8 protein-coding genes are annotated in these 18,793 nt (G+C 72.7%); 2 read left to right on the top strand and 6 right to left on the bottom strand.

Translation table 11 applies throughout. The features are described 5' to 3' along the window. The first annotated feature begins 5 nt into the window (after nt 1–5). Nucleotides 6–263, top strand: coding sequence for a hypothetical protein (locus AC6JA9_RS28510; protein ID WP_248544420.1), 258 nt, complete (start codon nt 6–8; stop codon nt 261–263). 25 nt (nt 264–288) lie between these two features. Here AC6JA9_RS28510 and AC6JA9_RS28505 read toward each other — a convergent pair whose 3' ends face one another. Together AC6JA9_RS28505 and AC6JA9_RS28500 are read right to left on the bottom strand one after the other, a co-directional pair. Further along, a complete protein-coding gene (locus tag AC6JA9_RS28505; RefSeq protein ID WP_497958133.1) occupies nt 289–3,480 on the bottom strand; it encodes a PAS domain-containing protein in 3,192 nt (1,063 codons plus the stop codon). Between the two features lie 249 nt (nt 3,481–3,729). Further along, nucleotides 3,730–4,728 (bottom strand): hypothetical protein, encoded by a 999-nt coding sequence (locus AC6JA9_RS28500; RefSeq protein ID WP_463750325.1) that lies wholly within the window; start codon nt 4,726–4,728, stop codon nt 3,730–3,732. Nucleotides 4,729–4,915: 187 nt separating this feature from the next. On the opposite strand from AC6JA9_RS28500, the gene AC6JA9_RS28495 reads away from it, so the two are divergent. Beyond that, entirely contained in the window at nt 4,916–6,457 is a 1,542-nt protein-coding gene (locus AC6JA9_RS28495) for a M28 family metallopeptidase (RefSeq protein WP_223785688.1), read from the top strand. Nucleotides 6,458–6,464: 7 nt separating this feature from the next. Here AC6JA9_RS28495 and AC6JA9_RS28490 read toward each other — a convergent pair whose 3' ends face one another. The 4 genes from AC6JA9_RS28490 to AC6JA9_RS28475 all read right to left on the bottom strand — a co-directional run bounded on the left by AC6JA9_RS28490 (nt 6,465) and on the right by AC6JA9_RS28475 (nt 18,666). Then, a complete protein-coding gene (locus tag AC6JA9_RS28490; RefSeq protein WP_408889843.1) occupies nt 6,465–9,440 on the bottom strand; it encodes a tetratricopeptide repeat protein in 2,976 nt (991 codons plus the stop codon). 96 nt (nt 9,441–9,536) lie between these two features. After that, the gene (locus AC6JA9_RS28485) at nt 9,537–11,849 is read right to left on the bottom strand and encodes an AAA family ATPase (RefSeq protein ID WP_267700293.1); all 2,313 of its coding nucleotides are present in this window, start codon (nt 11,847–11,849) and stop codon (nt 9,537–9,539) included. A 1-nt stretch (nt 11,850) separates the two neighbouring features. Further along, on the bottom strand, nt 11,851–15,249 hold the full coding sequence (locus AC6JA9_RS28480; RefSeq protein ID WP_497958132.1) for an AAA family ATPase: 3,399 nt from the start codon (nt 15,247–15,249) through the stop codon (nt 11,851–11,853). 3 nt (nt 15,250–15,252) lie between these two features. Next, on the bottom strand, nt 15,253–18,666 hold the full coding sequence (locus AC6JA9_RS28475) for an AAA family ATPase (protein WP_223745768.1): 3,414 nt from the start codon (nt 18,664–18,666) through the stop codon (nt 15,253–15,255). Nucleotides 18,667–18,793 lie beyond the last annotated feature (127 nt).

Here is an 18,793-nt window from a genome sequence, read left to right as displayed (position 1 = left end):
ACACCATGAAGACGTTCATCATTCGCGGAGTATTGGCTGTGGCGTTGCTGTCCGGATGTGGTGGCGAGGTCGAGCCTTCGCTGGAGGGCGACGCGATGAGTTCGGAGTCGGCGTCGCTGGAGCTGCCCGCGTGCGAGGCCATGGACGGTCAGACCTGCCGTGTGCGCATCGCCGAGTGCACCTGGCAGTCGAATGGGGCCCTTGGCGTGTGTCTCTGCAAGAGCACCTCTGCGGGATTGCGTTGGGATTGCCAGGAGTACTGAGCAGCGGGGAGCCGCGGGCATGCCGTCAGTGGATGGACGGCGGCGCGGTGGGCTCGGGCCCGGTGAGCGGCAGCTCGACGATGAGCGTGGCGCCGTGGCCCCGCCGGCTCTCCGCGCGGATGGTGCCCTGGTGTGCCTCTACAATCCGGCGGCTGATGAAGAGGCCCAATCCCAGTCCCCCGTAGTTGCGCGCGGGGACGGCGCGGCCGAACTTCTCGAAGATGCGCTCCAGGTCCTCGGACGCGATGCCGATGCCCTCGTCGCTCACCAGGATTCGTCCCCGCCCCGCGCGCTCCTCCACGCGGATTCGCACGGGCCTGCCGGGCCCGTACTTGATGGCGTTGGACACCAGCCCCCGCACCACCTGCTCCAATCTGCGCGCATCCCACCGGCCCACCACCGCCACGGGCGCCTCGACCTCGAGCACGCTGTCCGCCTGCGCCGCCTGCGCCCGGAGCTGCTCCGCCACCTCGCGCGCCACCGCGGACAGGTCCACCCGCCCCAGCTCCAACGGCAGCGGTGAGCCCGCCAACTGCGTCACGTCCAGCAAATCATTGATGAGCGCGGCCAGCTTGCGCACCTGCAGCGACGTGCTCTCCGCCGCCCGCATCACGCTGTGACGCAGGTGCTCCTCGGACGTGGACGAGCCGGCCTCGCGCGCGAGCCCCTGGAGCTTGATTTGCAGCGGCGTCAGCGGCGTCTTGAGCTCGTGCGAGGCCACCGTGAGGAACTCGTCTCGCAGGCGCACCGCCTCCTGGAGCCGCACCTCCGTGTCCTTCAGCCGCGTCACGTCCTGGAGCGCCAGCACCACCGTCGCCGGATGTCCGTGCATCGCGGGCAACAGCTCGGAGTCCACCAGGATGTCGAGCACCTGTCCGGACGCGACCCGCCAGCGCATCGGCTCCCGCCGCAGCGTCTCACCCCGCGCCGCGCGGGCTCCCGGCATGCGCTCGTTGGGCAGCGCGGCGTCGTGCTCGTCGATGACGTTGTAGACGGTGCCGTAGCGCTCCACCGGCACGCCGAGCGCGAGCTCTCCGCCCGCGAGCTGATGGGCCGCCTGGTTGGCGAAGAGCACCTTCCCCGTCCCCGGCTCCATCATGAGCAAGGCAATCGGAGTCATGTGCAGCAGCGACTCCAGCCACTTCTGCTGGCTCGCCTGGTGCGCGGCCAGCTCCTCGGCCTGATAGCGCGCCCGGACCTGGTCCGTCACGTCCAGCGAGAACGACAGCACCGAGTCCACCTCGCCCCGCGCGTCCCGCAGCGGCTGGTAGACGATGTTGAAATAGTGCTGCTCCAGCCCCTTGTCGTTCAGGTTCAACAGCTGCGGCATCTCCGTGAGCTTCATCGGACGCCCCGACGCGAAGACCTCGTCGATGGCCTGCGAGTACGCCTGTCCCTGCTCGCTCTCCCGGGCGAGGTCCCTCAGGGACGTGCCCACCAGCTCCGCGTTCTGTGACTGCCGCTGGAAGTTCGGGTTGACCAGCGTGAAGGTCTGCTCCGGCCCGGAGAGGATGGCGATGGACGCGGGAGCGTTCATCAACACGTCGTAGAGTCGCGCGCGCTGGGCCTCCACCTCGGCCTCCGTGCGCTTGCGGTCCGTGATGTCGTGGATGAGCACCACGCAGCCCTGGATGCGGCCGCGCGCGTCCTCGCTGGGCACGAAGGTGGCCTGGACATGGATCTGCCGGCCGTCGCGCAGGCCGAGCGCCGTCTCGTGGGCCACGTGCTCTCCCGACAAGGCGCGGCGCACCCAGGCCTTGAAGACGGGATAGAGCAACTCCCCGCCCACCTCGCGCAGCGTCCTGCCCACCACGCTGCTGGGCTTCACGCCGAACCAGGTCTCGAAGGCGCGGTTGCAGAACAGGTAGCGCTCCTCCGGGTCCAGGTAGGCCACCAGCGCGGGCAGCGCATCGGTGATGGTGCGCAGCTGGTGCTCCCGCTGGCGCGCCTGCATCCGGCTTTGCTCCAGCGCCCGCTGCGCCTGGGCCTGCTCCGTCACGTCCCGCTGCGTCCCCCACACCCGCACGAGCCAGCCGTCCTCCACCACGCCCACGAAGTTGGACAGCCGCACCCGCTCCAGGCCCTTCCTGTCCCGCTGGCGCGTCTCCAGGTCCTGCACCCGGAAGCCGCGTTGGACGAAGGCTCGGATGGCCTCGGCCGAGCCCCCCGTTCGCTGGATGAGCTCGCGCAGCGACACGCCCTCCAGCTCGCGAGCGGAGTCGAAGCCGCTCATCCGCGCCATCACCTCGTTGCTCTCCGCGATGTGGCCCGTGCGGATGATGGCGTCGACCAGCGCGTCCTCCGGCTGGCGCGTGTCCAGCGGCGCGTCGAACTCCATGCGCCAGATGCCCTCCGTGCTCTGGGCCAGGAAGGTCCGGTAGCGCTCGTCACTCGCCGCGAGCGCGCGCGTCGTCTGCCGCAGCTCCTGCTCCGCCTGCTTGCGCTCGCTGACGTCCTCGGCCGTGGACATCCACTCGCGCACCAGGCCGTCGTCGTCGAACACCGGCACGCCCCGGAGGATGACGTCCCGCCACGTCCCGTCGCGGTGCTGCAGGCGCACCTCCCCGCGGTACGGCTCGCTTGTCTTCAAGGCGGAGCGCCACTCCGCCACGAAGCGCCCGCGGTCCCCGGGGTGGATGGCGTCGAGCCAGCCGAGCCCCAGGTGGGCACCCCGCGACTGTCCGGTGAAGGCCATCCAGCGGGGAGCCGCCTCGGTCAGCTCCCCCTGCGCATCCGTGGTCCACACCGGCTGGGCCGTGGCCTCCACCAGCGAGCGGAAGCGCTCCTGATTCAGCCGGTTGGCCTGCTGCGCGAGCTTGTGCTCCGTCGTCTCCACGACGGTGATGCCCACGCCCTGCATCGCGCCCCCCGCGTCCCGCACGGGGAAGTAGTTGATGACGAAGCTGCGGGGGACGCCGAGCGCCTTGGCCGTGGCGCCGACAATCTCCAGGTTGCGCACCGGCTGCCCGTGCTCCAGCACCTGTCGGTAGTGCGGCTCGATGAAGGGCCACAGGTCCGGCACCACGTCGCGGACCTTGCGGCCCAGGTGCGCGTGGCGCGGCAGGCCGTTCATCTCCGCGAGCGCCTCGTTGATGTGGATGTAGCGCAGCTCCAGGTCGACGAAGGCCAGGCCCACGGGCGCCCCCGCGACCATCGTCTCGAGGAAGAAGCGGGACTGCTCCGGGGAGATACCCTCGATGGCCTCCTCGTCCGTCACGCTGGCGCCTGGTCCCCGCACACGGTGTTCCCCCGGCCGGCTCCACCCAGGATGGGTGGTGGGTAGGTCGTGCCCGCGCGCGCTTCCGGGCACACCCCACCCACCGCGAGTCTGTACATCCTCCCTGTCACCGGGGAGATGCGGGCCCACCAGGAGGCGAGCCCGCGGTCGTCGGGTGACAGTGGAGGACGCAGGGCACCTGGGGGCGGGGGACTTGCGCCCGCCGGGCCGTCTGCCCTCACGCGTGTGTCAGAGCTCGTGCCACGTCTGCTCGAAGACGATGACCTTGTACGACTGGGGGAAGAGCATGATGTAGAGGATGCGGTGGGTGTCTCCGTTGGGGCCGGTGGAGTACTCGCGGAAGTAGCGCTTCACCTGCACCGTCTCCGTCCCGTTGCCGTACGTCTCCAGGATGACGGGCAGCAGCGGGCGGAACTGGAACCACATGGAGCTGCTCGTCTCCGACAGGGAGAGCACCGCCGGCGCGGGGTCGCTGCGGTAGACCTGGTAGCGCCCCTGGGCGAGCACCGCCTGGACGGCCTGGTCCAGCGTGGCCTGCCCGGTGAAGGTCCAGTAGTAGTCGAGCCGACGCAGGGAGCCCGTCTCGTTCTCGAACCAGTCATTGCCCTGGTCGACCACGGACTGGAGGCGCTCGGTGATGGGCTGCTCGAGCCAGCTCAGCGTGAGGCCCGCGGGCGGCGCCGGCGGGTTGACGAGGCAGGTGCCGCCGACACACGAGGCCGCGAGGCGGAACTGCTTGTTCGCGGCGTTCACGAAGCCGACCACCGCCAGGTACTCGCCCGTCTTCGGCACCGTCACCAGCTCCACCTTGCTGAGCGTGCCGTAGCCCGAGTCGTCGTCCTGTGCGAGCGGCGTCACCCCGAAGCTCCCGTCGGCGTCCTTGGGGCCGTAGAGGAACAGGCCGGTGTCCAGGTACATGGAGCTGCCCAGGTGCGTGACTTCGAGCCGGAGCTGCGCGCCCGCGTTCGCCTGGATGGTGTAGCCGAAGTAGCCGGGCTGCGAGCCCGGGTAGCCGGCCACCGCGCCGCCCACGGGCAGCACCCCCTGGTCCACGACGCTGTCCGCGATGTTCCCGCTGGGCGGTGTCGGCGGAGCGGCCACGAGCCCCGCCTGGCCCTGCTCCAGCGGCGCGTCGTCGGAGGCGGGCGCCTGGGGCGCTCCACCACACGCGCTCAACAGGGCCGCCGGCAACGTCCACAGAATGGCTTGCTTCAGATTCCCACGCATCGTCTGGGCCTCCACGGGGTGAGGACGGCGCCACGGCTGGTGTCGCCGCCCTGGGATGGGCCGCCCGTGTGCCATCCCCTCGCGTGGAACTCAAGCGGACGCAGATAAAACACAACAACGATTGTAGTCGGATGTACCGCGAGGTCCGTGGCGCCTTGCGGCTTGAAGCAGACGCGGGAGGTTGTGAATGCTGCGCGTCATGTCCTCACGTCAGAAGCCCTGGAGCGCGGCGTTGGTGTCGCTGGTCCTCGTGTCGTCGCAGCGGGTGGAGGCCGAGCCTCAGGCTCCTTCGGTGCGCGAGCGGGAGGTGATGTCGCTGACGGGAGCGGTGCTGGGGGCCACGCCGATGGTGGAGGACCTGCGCTCGCTGGTGGACGAGGTGGGTGGGCGGGCCACGGGCTCGGAGGCCAACCGTCGCGCGGTGGAGTGGGCGCTGGAGCGCTTCCGGGAGGCGGGCGTCAGCGCGAAGGCGGAGCCGTTCCGGATGCCGACGCTGTGGCTGGAGCAGGGCGCGAGCGCGACGGTGCAGGGCAAGGGCGTGCGCTTCTCGCCCCGGGTGGCGGCGATGCCCTTCTCGGCCGCGACGCCGAAGAATGGACTCACCGCGCCGCTCATCGACCTGGGGCGAGGCACGGAGGCGGACCACGCCCGCGTGGGCGCGAAGGTGAAGGGCGCCTTCGTCCTGGTGGAGACGGACGAGCTGCGGGACGTGGACGGGCTGTTCCGCGAGTACGCGGAGGCGGTGGGAATCGAGGCGCGCGCGGTGGCCGCCGGTGCCGCGGGCGTCGTCTACATGGGCAGCCGCCCCGGCAATCAGCTCTACCGCCACAACGTGTCGACGGGCGCGAAGAACACCCGGCCCATGATGGTGATGGAGCGCGATGGCGCCCGACGCGCGCAGCGGTTGCTTCGCGCGGGCACGGCCCTCACGTTGAGCGCGGCGTTGGATTTGAAGACGGGCGGGCCCTACGAGGCGCGCAACGTCATCGGTGAGATTCGGGGCACCACCAAGCCGGACGAAGTCGTGGTGCTGGGCGCGCACCTGGACAGTTGGGATCTGGGCGGAGGCGCGCTCGACAACGGCGCCAACGTGGCGATGCTCATCGACCTGGCCCGGCAGATTCGACGCCTGGGGCTCAAGCCCGCGCGGACGATTCGCTTCGCGCTCTGGAACGGCGAGGAGCAGGGTCTGTATGGCTCGGCGGGCTACGTGCGCTCGCACGCGGCGGAGCTGGACGGGCACGTCATGGCGCTGTCGGTGGACATCGGCTGCGGGCGCATCAACGGCTTCTTCACCAACGGCCGGCCTCCGCTGGTGCCCCTGGTGGACCGGGCGCTCGCGCCGGTGGCGGGCCTGGGGCCCTTCACCCAGGTCGACGTGCCGGTGGTAGGCACCGACAACCTGGACTTCATGCTCAGCGGCGTGGCGAACCTCATCGCCAACCAGGAGTCCGCGACGTACGGGCCCAACTACCACGCGCGCTCGGACGAGTTCGAGCAGTGCGACGCGCGCACGCTGCGCGGCAACGCGGCGGTGGTGGGCTCGCTGGCGTGGGGCTTCGCCACCATGGAGGAGCGGCTGGGGCGTCAGGGCCGCGCGGAGGTGGAGGCGCTCATGAAGGCGACGGACCTGCCCCAGCAGCTGCGCTCCTTCAACCTCTGGGACGAGTGGCAGGAGGGCAAGCGCGGCAGCCTCGCCGACAAGCAGGCGACGCCCACGCCGCGCTGAATCGCCCTCAGCGCAGGCGGTGCTCGGCGAGCCAGGTGTCGATGAGCGGCTGGGTCCTCGGGGACGGGTCCTCCGTGAGGGCCATGGCCTTCGCCTCGTTGGCGAGCCGCACGGCGCGCTCGCGGTCCTTGCCGGAGTCCCACAGGGCCTGGGCCAGGAAGAAGCGCACCTCGGTGCGGTGGCCGGGGCCCGGCAGGGCCTTGTCCCAGCCCGCGACGGCGCGCTCCAGCGGCGCCAGCGCCTCGCGGGGCCGGCCGAGCTTGAGGAAGGCGGCGCCCAGGTCCCTCAGGCTGAGCGTCCACTGACTGGCGCTGTCGTCCGCCTGCTGCATCTGGATGTCGACGGCGCGCTGCAGGTGCGGCAGGGCGTCCTCGTACCGGCCCTTCAAGCCAAGCACCCGGGCCACCAGCCGCAGCGGACTGACGAGCCCCGGGTCCGTGAGGCCGCGCGCCTTCTCACGGATGCTCACCGCCGAGAGGAAGCGCTCGAGCGCGAGGTCGTGCTTGCCGCTCTGGAAGTAGAGCACGCCCAGGTTGGCGTTGATGACGGCGGCGCCCAGGCTCACCGCGCCGTCCGTCTTCGCGACGATGGAGAGCGCGCGCTCGTACAGCGGCAGGGCCTCGTCCGTGCGCGACTCGACGACGAGCGTCGAGGCCAGGTCATTGAGCGCGTCGTACACCCGAGGGTGCTCCGGGCCGAGCGTGCGCTCGAAGACGCCCAGCGCCTCGCGCGCGATGCGCTCCGCGACGTCCAGTTCGTTCAAGTCTCGCAGCACGGGGACCATGGCGATGCGCACGCGCGCGACGTCCGGGTGCTCGGGGCCCAGGGCCTGCTGGGTGATGGCGGCGGCGCGCTCCAGGTGGGCCTTCGCCTCCTCCAGCCGGGGGTGCACCCACTGGGTGGAGCCCAGCTCCAGCAGCACGTCCGCGACCTCCAGGCTGTCCGGGCCGAAGGTGCTCTCGGCGAACAGGAGCGCCTGCCGCTGGAGCTCGACGGCCTCCTCGAACCGGCGCTGCTTGCGCAAGAGCGTGCCGGAGTAGGTGAGGAGGTTGACGCGCGTCAGCTCGTTGCCGCCGCCCAGTCGCTCGATGGCGGCGGCGGCCCGGTCCTTCCAGCGCGAGGCGAGCTCGTACTCGTCCAGGCCGATGCACGTCACGCGCACCAGCAGCGTCCAGGCCCGCGCGGCCACGGCGTCCTGACGCGTGGCCTCCGCGGCGTTGAGCGCCTCGAAGAGGGCGGCCTCCGCGCCGCGCCAGTCGCCCGCGCCCTCGCGCAGCTCGCCGAGCAGCAGCGAGATTTCGGCGCCGTCATGCCGGTTCGCCGCGCGCCGGGCGGCGAGCGCCGTGGGCTCCACCAGCGCGACGCCCTCCGCATAGCGCCCGGTGGAGAGCAGCGCGCGGCCCCGGGCGAGGGTGGCGCGCAGCGTGGCGTGCTGGGCCCGGGCCTCGGGCCCCTCGGGAATCACGGCCCCGCCCGGCGCGAGCGCCTCCGAGCAGCCCGACAACGCCGGCAGCCCCTTCACCGCGCGGTGCGACTCGTCCACCGTCCGGGCATCCGCCTGGGACAACAGCCGCGCGAGCGCAGAGACGTCCGCCAGCCGGTTGTCGAGACAGCGCATGCGCCACGCCATCACCTCCTCGGGCTGCTCCTGGCGCACGCGCGTCGCCTCGCAGGCGGTGATGCGCGTGGTCGTCCACGCGGCGGTGTACGCGTCCAGCTCGCGGCGCACGCGCTCCCAGGCGGCGGTGGCGTAGGGACGGCCAGTGGCGGCGAAGGCGTTCTGGATGGCGTTGTGCTGCTCGGGCCCCCAGACGGCGGTCATCTCGTCCGGGGCGCTCGCGCAGGCGCGGGCGCCCCGGGTGTGCACCGCGTGCGTCAGGCCCACAGCCGCGCCGAGCATGGCCACGGCGCTGCCGAGCTGGAGCGCGCGCTTCCATCGGGCCGAGGGGTCCTTCTGGAGCGCGTCCAACAACGCCCCCAGATGCGGGAAGCGGTCCTCGGGACGCCGGGCCAGTCCACGCAGCAACACGCGGCGCACCCACGGCGGCACGCGCGTGCCGGCGGGCGCGGTCCGCACCTGCCCCGAGGACACCTGGGTGGAGAGCTCCGCCAGCGTGGCGCCCTCGAAGGGCCGCGCGCCGTAGAGGGCCTCGTGCAGCGCCACGCAGAAGGAGAACTGGTCCCCGGCCGCGCTCGCGCGTGTCTTGTCGAGCAGCTGCTCCGGCGCCATGTAGGCCGGCGTGCCGCCCGTGACGGAGCGCTCCATGCCCGCGGTGGCGGCACCCTCCGTCGTGGTGGCGGCGCCCTGTGTCGCGGTGGCGGCGCCCAGGCGCGCGAGGCCGAAGTCGGTGACATGGACGTTGCCGTCGTCGCCCACCAGGAGGTTGGCGGGCTTGAAGTCGCCGTGCACCACGCCCGCGGCGTGCGCGGCGGCGAGCCCCCGGCCCGCGTCGAGGAAGAGCTCGAGCACCTGTCGCCACGGGCGCGGCGCGGCCTTCAGCCACTCGACGAGCGTCCGGGCCTCCACGCGCTCCATGGCGAGGAAGACGTGCTGGCCGAAGGTGCCCACGTCGTACACGGCCACCACGTTGGGGTGGGAGACGCGGGCCATGGCCTGCGCCTCGCGCAGCAGGTGCGCGCGCTCCTTCTCGACGTTCAGCCCGAGCGCGCCGGTGCGCAGCAGCTTGAGCGCCACGCGGCGGTCCAGCTCCGGGTCATACGCGCCATAGACGACGCCCATGGCCCCGGCGCCGAGCAGCTCCAGCACCAGGTAGCGGCCCACGGCGGTGCCCTTCTCCAGGGCCGCGTCCGGGCGGCCTGAGAACGGCTGCGCGGGCTCGGTGGGGGGCTCCGCGCCGGCGGCGTCCGGGGACTGGGCGCGCAGGCCCTCGGCGACCATGGACCTGCAGGAGGCGCACGTGTCGAGGTGCGCATCCACCTCCGCGGACTCCTGGGGGGACAGCTCCCCCAGGAGCAACTTCATGAAGACGGCCTCGTCGACACAGCGCATGAAGGAGGGGTCTGGCTCCGGGTGGGGAGGGCGTGGGCGACGATAGCAGAGCCCTGTCACGAGTTGATGTCAGGCCCGGGGCACCACCTCCAGGCGCTCCTCGCTGCCCAGGCGCAGCTCCACGTGCCGGTGGGGCGCGCCCGCATGGGCGGCGAGCCACTGGGCGAGCGGGACGACGGCGTGCTGCTCCACCGCGCGCTTCAGGGGCCGGGCGCCGTAGCGCGCGTCGAAGCCCGTCCGGGCGAGGAAGTCCACCACGTCCTCGCCGAAGGACACCTTCACGCCCCGCCGTGAGAGGCCCTCGCGTCCCAGGGCGGCATCCAGCGTGCGCCGGGTGAGCGTGCGGATGACGTCCGCGGACAGGGCGCGGTAGGGGACCACCTGGTCCAAGCGGTTGAGCAGCTCCGGCCGGAAGAAGGCCGTGGCCGCGCCCAGGTAGTGGGCCTCCATGTCGCGAGGCCCATCCCCGCCGAAGCCCAGCGAGCGCGCCGCCGACTCCGCGCCCAGGTTGCTGGTGAGCAGCACCACCGTGTTGCGGAAGCTGACGGTGCGGCCCGTGCCGTCCGTGAGCCGCCCCTCGCCGAGCACCTGGAGCAGCAGGTCGTGCACACCGGCGTCCGCCTTCTCCACCTCATCCAGCAGCACCACGCCGAAGGGCTGCTCGCGCACCCGCCGCGCAAGCCCCCCCTGCTGTCCACCCACCTCACCCACGAGGCGCCCCGCGCTGCCCGGCGCCGCGTACTCGGCCATGTCGAAGCGCGCCAGCCGCGACACGTCCCCGAACAGGTACTCCGCCAGGGCCAGCGCGGACTCCGTCTTGCCCACGCCCGTGGGGCCCAGGAGCAGGAACGCGCCCAGGGGACGTGAAGGGTCGGCGAGGCCCGTCTTCAGCGTGACGACGAGGTTGCGCAACAGCAGCGTGGCCTCGTCCTGGCCGACGATGCGCTCGCGGAAGCGGCGAAGGAGCGCGTCCGGGTCCAGTCGAATCGACGCGTCCACCAGCTCGCGCGGATAGCCCGTGCGCGTGCAGAAGGCGGCCGTCACCGCGCCGGGGCCCACCTCCGCGCCCGAGTCGAGCTGGGACGTGGCGGCGCGCAGCAGCGACACCGCGCCACCGGGCGGAGGCCCCTCGCCGAAGCGCTCCGTCAGCTCGGCCGCGCGCTCCAGGGACTCCGGCGTGAAGCGCACCTTGCGCGTCTTGGCCACGCGCTGCGAGGCCTGCTGCACGGCGGCCCTGGCGGCGGACGCGGGCAGCGGCTCCACCGCGAGGTGTCGCAGGGCCTGGAGGAAGGCGCCATGCGTGCGCTCGGCGCGCGCGACGTCCTCGGGGGTGGCCTCCAGCACCAGCACCACCTCGCCGCCCTCCAGCGCGGGCAGCAGGTGCCGCGCGACGTCCAGGCCCGTGTCGCCGCCGCCCAGCGAGAGCAGCTCCGAGAGGCTGTCCAAATGCAGCACCGCGCGGCGCACCCGCAGCTCGAGCACCATCTGCTGCACGCGCTTCTGCCACTGCCCCAGGTAGGCCATGCCGGCCATGATGCGGCCCCCCGACGTGCTGTAGACCTCCAGCCCGTGGAGCGGGTTGCCCGCGGGGGCGGACTCGGCGCGGTGCACCAGCTCGTGCACCAGCGCCGTCTTGCCCACGGAGGGCGGCCCCACCAGCAGCACGCTGGCGCGCGCGCGCGCCGTGACGGCCTCGGTGAGCAGCCCCACCTCCTTGTTGCGTTCCCACGCACGCTCCAGCAGGCCCGCGCGGGCCTCCTCGTTGAGGCAGCGGCTGGCCTCCGCGAGCGCGGGGGGCGGAGGCGGTCTGCGCTCGGCGCGCCGGGACTCGTCGACCCGGGTCGCGCGGGGTGCCTCGCGGTGCTTCATCGACACGGAGAGGGTTTCGACGGTCTCATCGCCCAGGTAGGCCAGCGAGTGCAGCCGCTCCAGGGGCGCGAGGTAGAGCTCGTGCCGGACGAGCTCCTCCACGTACGCCTCTAGGTCGGAGAGGTCCTGCAGCGAGCCCTGCACGTCCACGCGCGGCACCCAGACGTGCACGGGGTCCTTGCCCGAGCCCGCCTTGCGCTTCGCGCGCTCCGCCTTGCCGCCGCCGCGCCCACCGCGCGTCACCACGGTGAGCTTGAGGGGCACGGGCAACAGCCGCCCGTGCTGTACGGCGCGCACGGTGAGGTTCATCTTCTTGGTGCGCAGGTCCGGCCAGTGCGTGACTTCATCGTGGAGCTGACCGCGCTTGAGCAGCCGCCCCAGCACCTCCGCCACGTCCAGGCGCGCGGTCGCCAGGTCCGGCGCGAACGAGGCGAGGTGCGGATGCGTCAGCACGTGCGCGGCCACACCCACGCCCGGGTAGCTGCGCACGAACAGGTGAAAGTTCTTCTCCATGTCAGTGCCCTCCTCGGGACTGCTCGCGCAGCACTCGCGCCGCCCAGGTGACGGCGTCCGCGGGCGGCCGTCCGCTCGCCAGGTGTTGGATGGGCGGCTGCATTCCTTCCAGGACGACCCGGCCCGGGGTGGGCGCGGGGGCCGTGCCCGCGCGGCGTGCCTGCTGCTCGGCGAGCTTCAGTTGGTCTCGCGCGGCCACCCGCTGGGCCACGTCCGCGAGCTGCTCCGGCGAGCCCTCCAGTTGCTCCACGCGCAGCAGCGCGGGCCTGGGGCCGTCATCGCGAGGGATGAGGACCAGCGCGTAGCCCTCCAGCTGGGGGAGGACGTCCGACAGACCGAACGCGGTCAGCGTCACCACCGCGCGCCGGACGCGGGCTCCGACGGGGAGCGCCGTCCCGCTCGACTCCCATGATGTCCTGCCATCCGGCTCCACGCGCTCCTCGAGGACGACGCAGCGGCCGAGCCCCTGGGGCAACGAGCCCGTCACGGCGCTCACCGCGAAGGTGGACGCGTCGGCCAGACCCTCGACCAACAGGCTGTGCGTCTCCACGCCGCGCTCGCGCCGGCCAAGCTGGTGCGCGAGCCACTCCACCTCATCCCGCAGCTTCATCACCTTGGGGCGGCAGCGGCGCAGCCGCTCCTCGGGAGACACCGGCAGGGGCTGCGCGGCGTACGCCGGACGGGGCCTCAGTCCACCGCGTCCCTTGTTGTGCCAGCTGGAGTCGTACGCGCGGCGCTCCTCCTTGCCCGCGCGCTCCTCCGTCTCGAGGAAGTCGCGGTCCGCCAGCTCGTTCTCGCGGATGTCCAGGGCCTCGGCCGACAGTCGCTCCAGGCGCTCGCCCAGTTCCAGCGCCTCGGGGCTCGTCGATACGTCTCCCGCCTCCGCGCGCTTCGCCTCCGCCGCCAGCAGCGCGTCCAGCCGCGCGGTGACCTCCTCGAGCGCACGGAAGACCGCGGGCAGCGTCCATGCGCTCGCGGCCTGCTCGGGCGCCCACGCGGGCTCGCGCACGAGCAGCTCCACGGACAGGCCCATGTCGTCACCCTGGCGATACAGCTCCACGCGGGCCAGGTCGTCGCCTCCGCGCCGCACCAGGTGATGCGCCAGGGGCACGGTGAGGCGACGCTCCAGCGCGCGCTTCAGTGGACGCGCGCCATAGCGCGGATCATAGGCCTGCTCCACGAGCAGGTCGAGCAGCGGGGACTCCACCTCCACCAGCACGTTGCCCCGGCGGATGCCCCGACGCGACAGCAGCGACTCCAGCGCGTGCTCCACGACGAGCCGCAGCGCGGCGGGCGTCAGCGAGCGGAAGGGCACCACGCGGTCCAACCGGTTGAAGAACTCCGGGCGGAAGAACGCGCGCACCGCGGAGAGGTAGTGCGCCTCCGCGCCTTCGGGGGCCCGGTGGAAGCCCGTGCGGGCGGCGGCCTCGCGCACGCCCAGGTTGGACGTGAGCACCACCACCGCCTGCCTTGCGTCCACGGTGCGCCCGGCGCCGTCCGTCAACCGCCCCTCGCCGAGGAACTGGAGCAGGGCATCGAACACGCGCGGGTGCGCCTTCTCCACTTCGTCGAAGAGCACGACGCAGAAGGGCTGGGTGCGCAGCGCCGTGGTCAGCTCACCGTCCGGCGCACCGGGCCGCCCGAGCAGGCGGGTGATGCTGGACGCGGAGATGAACTCCGACATGTCGAAGCGCACCAGCCGCTCCTCGCTGCCGAAGAGGGTGCGCGCCAGCGCCTTGGCCGTCTCCGTCTTGCCCACGCCCGTGGGGCCCACGAAGAGGTACGTGGCCAGCGGCTTGTCCGGCGGCTGCAGCGAGCGCTGGAGCGTGAGGATGGCGTCCACCACGGCGCCGACGGCCTCCGGCTGCCCCGCCACCTGCGTGGCCAGGGCCCGCTCCAGCGCCTCGCGGGGGCGGGGCGGCGCGCTGCCCAGCACGAAGTCCGGCAGGCCCGTCTGCTCACGCATCGCGGCGGTGACGTCGACCTCCGTGAAGCGCCGCACGTTCTGCTCCACCGTGCCCGGGCGCGCGAGCACCCGGCGCAAGAGGCGCACCGCCTTGCCCGGGAAGGACTCGTGCGCGACGAAGCGGTGCTGCAGGTCCAGCAGCGTCTCCAGCGCCAGCGGCGACAGCCGCACCGCGGGCCCGCCGTCACCCGAGCCCTCCAGCTCGCGCAGCGTGCCCAGCAGGGCGGGCAGCGTCGTGCGGGGCTCCAGCGCTGGCACGTGCACCACGCGGAAGAGCGAGGCGAGCGTGGGGGCCTCCTCGCGCACGCGCTCGAAGCGCTCCGGCGTGGACTCGGCCAGCACCGTCAGCTCGCCGCGCGCCATGTGCGGCTCCAGGAACTGCGCCACGTTGGTGCGCTCGTTCGCGGTGCGTCCCGCGTAGACGAGCGACGCCAGGTCGTCCACGTAGAGCAGGTCCGCGACCTCCACCAGCTCCTTCACCACGCCCCGGGCCCGCGCCTCCCACTGGCCCACGTAGCTCATGCCCGCGATGAACTGGTTGCCGTCCACGCGCCACACGTCCCGGCGCTGTCCCGCGGCGTCCTGGCGGACGGTGAGCCGGCGCACCACCTCGTGCACCAGCGCCGTCTTGCCCGAGCCCGGCGGGCCCACCAGGACGATGGCCGCGCCCTCGCGGCCTTCCAGTGCGTCCACCACCTCGCGCACGAGCGACTCGCGGCCGTAGCAATGCTCCAGCCCGTCGTCGCGCGCGGCGTGGCTCAGGTTGCGCGCCACCTCGCGCAGCTCCGTGAGCGTGAGCCGCCTGCGGTTGCGCCGCTTCTCTCGCTGCTCCGGTGTCTCGGGCGGCGTCGCGGTCTGCTTCGACTCCGACGCGGACGCGCGGCGACGCCGGGGCGGCTTGGGCGGCCGGGGCGGCGTGCGCGGGAGGATGGAGGGCGCGTAGGCATCCACCTCCAGCAGCTCCAGCCGCTCACGGCCCTGGGCCCAGCGCGAGTCCAGGTTCTTCAGCCCGTGCTCCAGGCACCACGCGCCCAGCCTGCGCCCCAGCGCCTTGGGCAGGTCCTCGGGCCGGGCGATGGCGAAGCGGGCCTCCGGCATGCGCGTGGGCGTCACCACCCAGAAGTCATCGCGAGGCCACTTCTCCAGCAGCACCGCCATGCGCCCCTCCAGCGCGATGCGCAGGCCCTTCTCCCGATCTCTCGCCTCGGTGTCCACCTTCACGTGCTTGAGCGACAGGTGCGGAGGCAGCTGGTAGCTGGCCACGCGCGACGGGTGCTCCTTCTCGAAGCGCTCCATGATGGCGAGCGCCAGGTCGTCGCGCAGCGCGGACAGGCTGGGGCCCACGCGGTGCAGGGCGGGCCAGAAGGCGGGGACCCAGGCCTCGACGAGGCGGCCACCCATGGGGGCGTAGACGAGGGGCAGTTTGAGATCCATGGGTCAGTCCTCCTCCGTCTCGCCGAACACGCGCCAGTTCATCCACGGCTCCTGCAGCGACTCCATGTCCAGCACGCCGCCGGCGTAGCGCGCGCGCGCGCCGGTGCGCAGGTCCTCCACGGAGCCCCCCGACATCTCCGTCGAGCCGGGGCGAATCCTCCGGACCTCCTCCTTCGGCAGCAGCTTCTCGAGCTTCTCCCACTCCGGCAGCACGTCCCGGCTGTACGGGTTCGTCGTGAAGAGCACGCGGACCAGCGCCGCCTGGCTCCCCTCGACGAAGCGGTGCACGCCGTGCTCGGCGGAGAGGAGGAGGGGGCGCGTCTCGCCCGTCACCTCGATGGCGTAGGCCATGGGCGTCGTCTTCAGCTTCGTCAGGTCGTCGTGCTTCTCGTAGCTCCACGTCGGAGGCGGGGGCTTGCGAGGCGCCTTCTCTCCCTCCGGCTTCTGGTAGGGCCACAGGAGCACGCGCTGGAACGTGAGCTGCTTGCTGTTGCACCAGCGCTCGTAGGAGGCCGCGAGGAAGCACAGCCGGGCCCACGCGCCCCGGCTGGGGACCAGGATGAGGGAGACGCTGCGCGAGTACTGGTAGAGGCTCCCGTAGAGCCGCTCCCGCAGAGGGCGGAACGTGGCGCGCAGCGAGGAGACATCACGCGCGAGCGACTCCGCCTGTCCCACCGAGCGCGACAGGTGCGCCTCGAAGAGCAGGTCCTCGATGGCCTCCGTCTGCTGGGCGCACTCGCGGAAGGCCTTGTCCAGCTCACGCGCCTCGCCGGACTTGCGTGACGACTCCTCCGCCAGCGCGCGCTCCTCCCAGTACGACGTCTGCCGGGACATCTTGTCGAAGACAGCCAGCTCCTGGCGGAGCACGCGCATGGGCGGAGAGCGACCCCAGCGCTGCACCTCCGCGCGCAGGGTGGCGGCCTCCTCCAGCACCTGCTCGATGGCCTGTCGACCCACGCCCTCCGCAGCGCCGCCCACCGCCTCCGCGCGCAGCGTGAGGCCACTGTCGCCGCCTTCCACGTGCAGCGTCACCGGGCCGCTCGTCGGGTGCTCCGCGAGCCAGGCCGCCACCGGCACCACCAGCTCCCGCTCCAGGGCCCGCTTGAGCGGGCGCGCGCCATAGCGCGGGTCGAAGCCACGCGCGGCGAGCCAGTCCAGCGCGGACTCGGAGACCTCCAGGCTCGCGTCGTGGCGGGACAGGCCGGAGCGGCGTCGCACGGCCTCCACCTCGCGCACCACCAACCGGCGCAGCAGCTCCGCGGAGAGGGGCGAGAAGACGATGGTGTCGTCCAGGCGGTTGAACATCTCCGGCCGGAAGAAGCGCTGCACCTCCGCCAGGTAGTGCGTGCGCAGCGCCGCCACGTCGGGGACTCCGCCCAGCGAGTCGAAGCCCACGCGCGCGCGCCACGTGTCCGCGCCCAGGTTGCTGGTGAGCACGAGCACCGCGTTGCGGAAGTCGGTGAAGCGGCCCGACGCGTCGGTGAGCCGGCCTTCGCCCAGCACGCCCAGCAGCGCGTCGTGCACGGCGGGGTGGGCCTTCTCCACCTCGTCCAGCAACACCACGCAGAAGGGCTGGCGGCGCACGGCCGCGGAGAGGTGGCCCGGCGTCTGCCCGTCACCCAGGAGGCGCAGGAGCGCGTCCGGGCCGGCGTACTCGCCCATGTCCAGGCGCACCATGCGCTCGCGCGAGCCGAACAACAGCTCCGCCAGGGCCTTGGACAGCTCCGTCTTGCCCACGCCCGTGGGGCCCACGAACAGGAGCACGCCCAGCGGCCTGCGAGTGTCCGCGAGCCCCGCCTTCAGCACGGACACGACGTTGGCGACGCGCTCCACCGCCGTCGGCTGTCCCAGCACCCGCGTGGAAAGGAACGCGCGCACCTGCTCGGCCTCCAGCGGCACGTCGTCGCGAAGCAGGGACTCGGGGATGCCGGACTCGGAGGCGAACTGGCGGACGGCGTCCAGGCGCGTGACGTGGGCCTGGGCCGCGTGGGTGCAGGTGGCGAGCAGCCGCCGGAGGAAGGCCACCGCGTTGCCCACCTGCGCGCCGTACGGCAGGAAGCGCCGGCACAGGAAGCGGCACTCCTCCAGGGCCTCCGGCTTCACGTCCAGCGACGTGGCGCCCACGGTGTCCTGGGCCACGCGCGTCAGGATGCGGGAGAGCGACTCCAGCGCGGGCTCCTCCACGCGCACCACGGAGAACAGCCGGGCGAAGCTGGCGTTGCGGCGCTCCACCTGGGCCCACGTCTCCGCCGTGGCCTCGGCCACCACGGACACCTCGCGGGTGGACAGCAGCGGCAGGAGCAGCTGCGCCACGTTCTGGTCGCTGTGCGCGCTCTTGCCCGCGTCGAGCAGGTCGACGGCGTGGCCCAGCGCGAGGATGGCGCGGGCCTCGGAGGCCTCGCGATAGGACTGGAGCACCTGCTGCTGCCAGCCGCCCCACATGCCCTCGCCCGCGATGAGGCGGCTGCCGTCCAGGAAGAAGAAGGGCCGCGCGCGCTCGTCGTCCGTGGCGGTGGGCGCGCGCAGCGCCTCGGCGAGCGCGTGCAGCAGGGCGGACTTTCCCACCCCGGAGGGGCCCACCAGCACCACGGCCTCCGCGTCCTTCGCGGCCAGGCGGGCGCGCAGCAGGGACACCAGCGCGTCCTGCTCGTAGGCGGGGTCCAGCTGGCCGTCCTCCGCGAGCTTGTGCCAGGGCACCGCGATGCGGTCCAGCACGGGCGTGGGGGGCGGCTTCGCGGCCTTGTCACCCGGCTCATGGCGCCGCTTGCGCTTGCGGGGCTCCCACGTGTCGTCGTCGAGGACCTCCTCTTCGTCCTCGTCGTCCAGCGGCCCGGTGACGCGAGGCTCATCGGATGTGTCGGGGGCGTCCGGGGGACGCGGCGGTGGGCGGATGTCCAGGTGGAGCTGCCGCGGCGTCAGGGCCGACAGCCGCGTGGGCGTGGCCTCCACCTCCACGTCGATCAACGCCTCGCCGCCGTCCGCGCGCAGGGCCAACAGGCGCGCGTCGCTGAGTCCCTCCAGGCGCTCGCGCAGACGCTCCGGGGCATCTTCGGGGAGTGACTTGCCCTGGAACCACAGCTGCGTCTCCAGGCGCGGCGTGTTCAGCCCCAGGTAGGACTGGTGCGTGGGCGCGGAGACGCCGAAGAGCGACAGCGGCGCGACGGAGTTCTCCTCCTCGCCCCAGACGGGGAGGGCCCGCAGCTCCAGCGCGTGCGGCGTGCCGCCCGTGGCGGAGATGAACTCCGGCACGCGGCGGGGATGGATGCGGGTCAGCTGGTCGTCGAGCGCCAGCGTGAGCTCCTCGGTGGCCTTCTCCAGGGAGTCCGCGTGCACCGCGAGGTGGGGAAGTGACAGCGGCGTGAGCGTCACCCGACCGCTGGCGTGGCGCTGCACCCAGCACTGGAAGCGAAAGTTCATGGAGTGTGTTCACGCTAACATGGGGCGGCGCAGTGACGGTGCGACGCTCGCGTGGCTGACGCGGTCCGTCGGCGCGTGGGGACTGGACAGTCGGCGCGCTTCGGCGGGACGCTGGGCCCCACCACGA

Source organism: Myxococcus sp. MH1, from assembly GCF_059738865.1.
Note: the sequence above shows the minus strand (reverse complement) of the source record. Positions and strands in the feature narration are given on the sequence as shown.

Excerpts from the sequence above, each read along its gene's own strand:
- AC6JA9_RS28510 (WP_248544420.1), top strand. The coding sequence starts at position 6 with ATGAAGACGTTCATCATTCGCGGAGTATTGGCTGTGGCGTTGCTGTCC.
- AC6JA9_RS28485 (WP_267700293.1), bottom strand. The coding sequence starts at position 11,849 with ATGGAGAAGAACTTTCACCTGTTCGTGCGCAGCTACCCGGGCGTGGGT.
- AC6JA9_RS28495 (WP_223785688.1), top strand. The coding sequence starts at position 4,916 with ATGCTGCGCGTCATGTCCTCACGTCAGAAGCCCTGGAGCGCGGCGTTG.
- AC6JA9_RS28490 (WP_408889843.1), bottom strand. The coding sequence starts at position 9,440 with ATGAAGTTGCTCCTGGGGGAGCTGTCCCCCCAGGAGTCCGCGGAGGTG.
- AC6JA9_RS28480 (WP_497958132.1), bottom strand. The coding sequence starts at position 15,249 with ATGGATCTCAAACTGCCCCTCGTCTACGCCCCCATGGGTGGCCGCCTC.
- AC6JA9_RS28475 (WP_223745768.1), bottom strand. The coding sequence starts at position 18,666 with ATGAACTTTCGCTTCCAGTGCTGGGTGCAGCGCCACGCCAGCGGTCGG.
- AC6JA9_RS28500 (WP_463750325.1), bottom strand. The coding sequence starts at position 4,728 with ATGCGTGGGAATCTGAAGCAAGCCATTCTGTGGACGTTGCCGGCGGCC.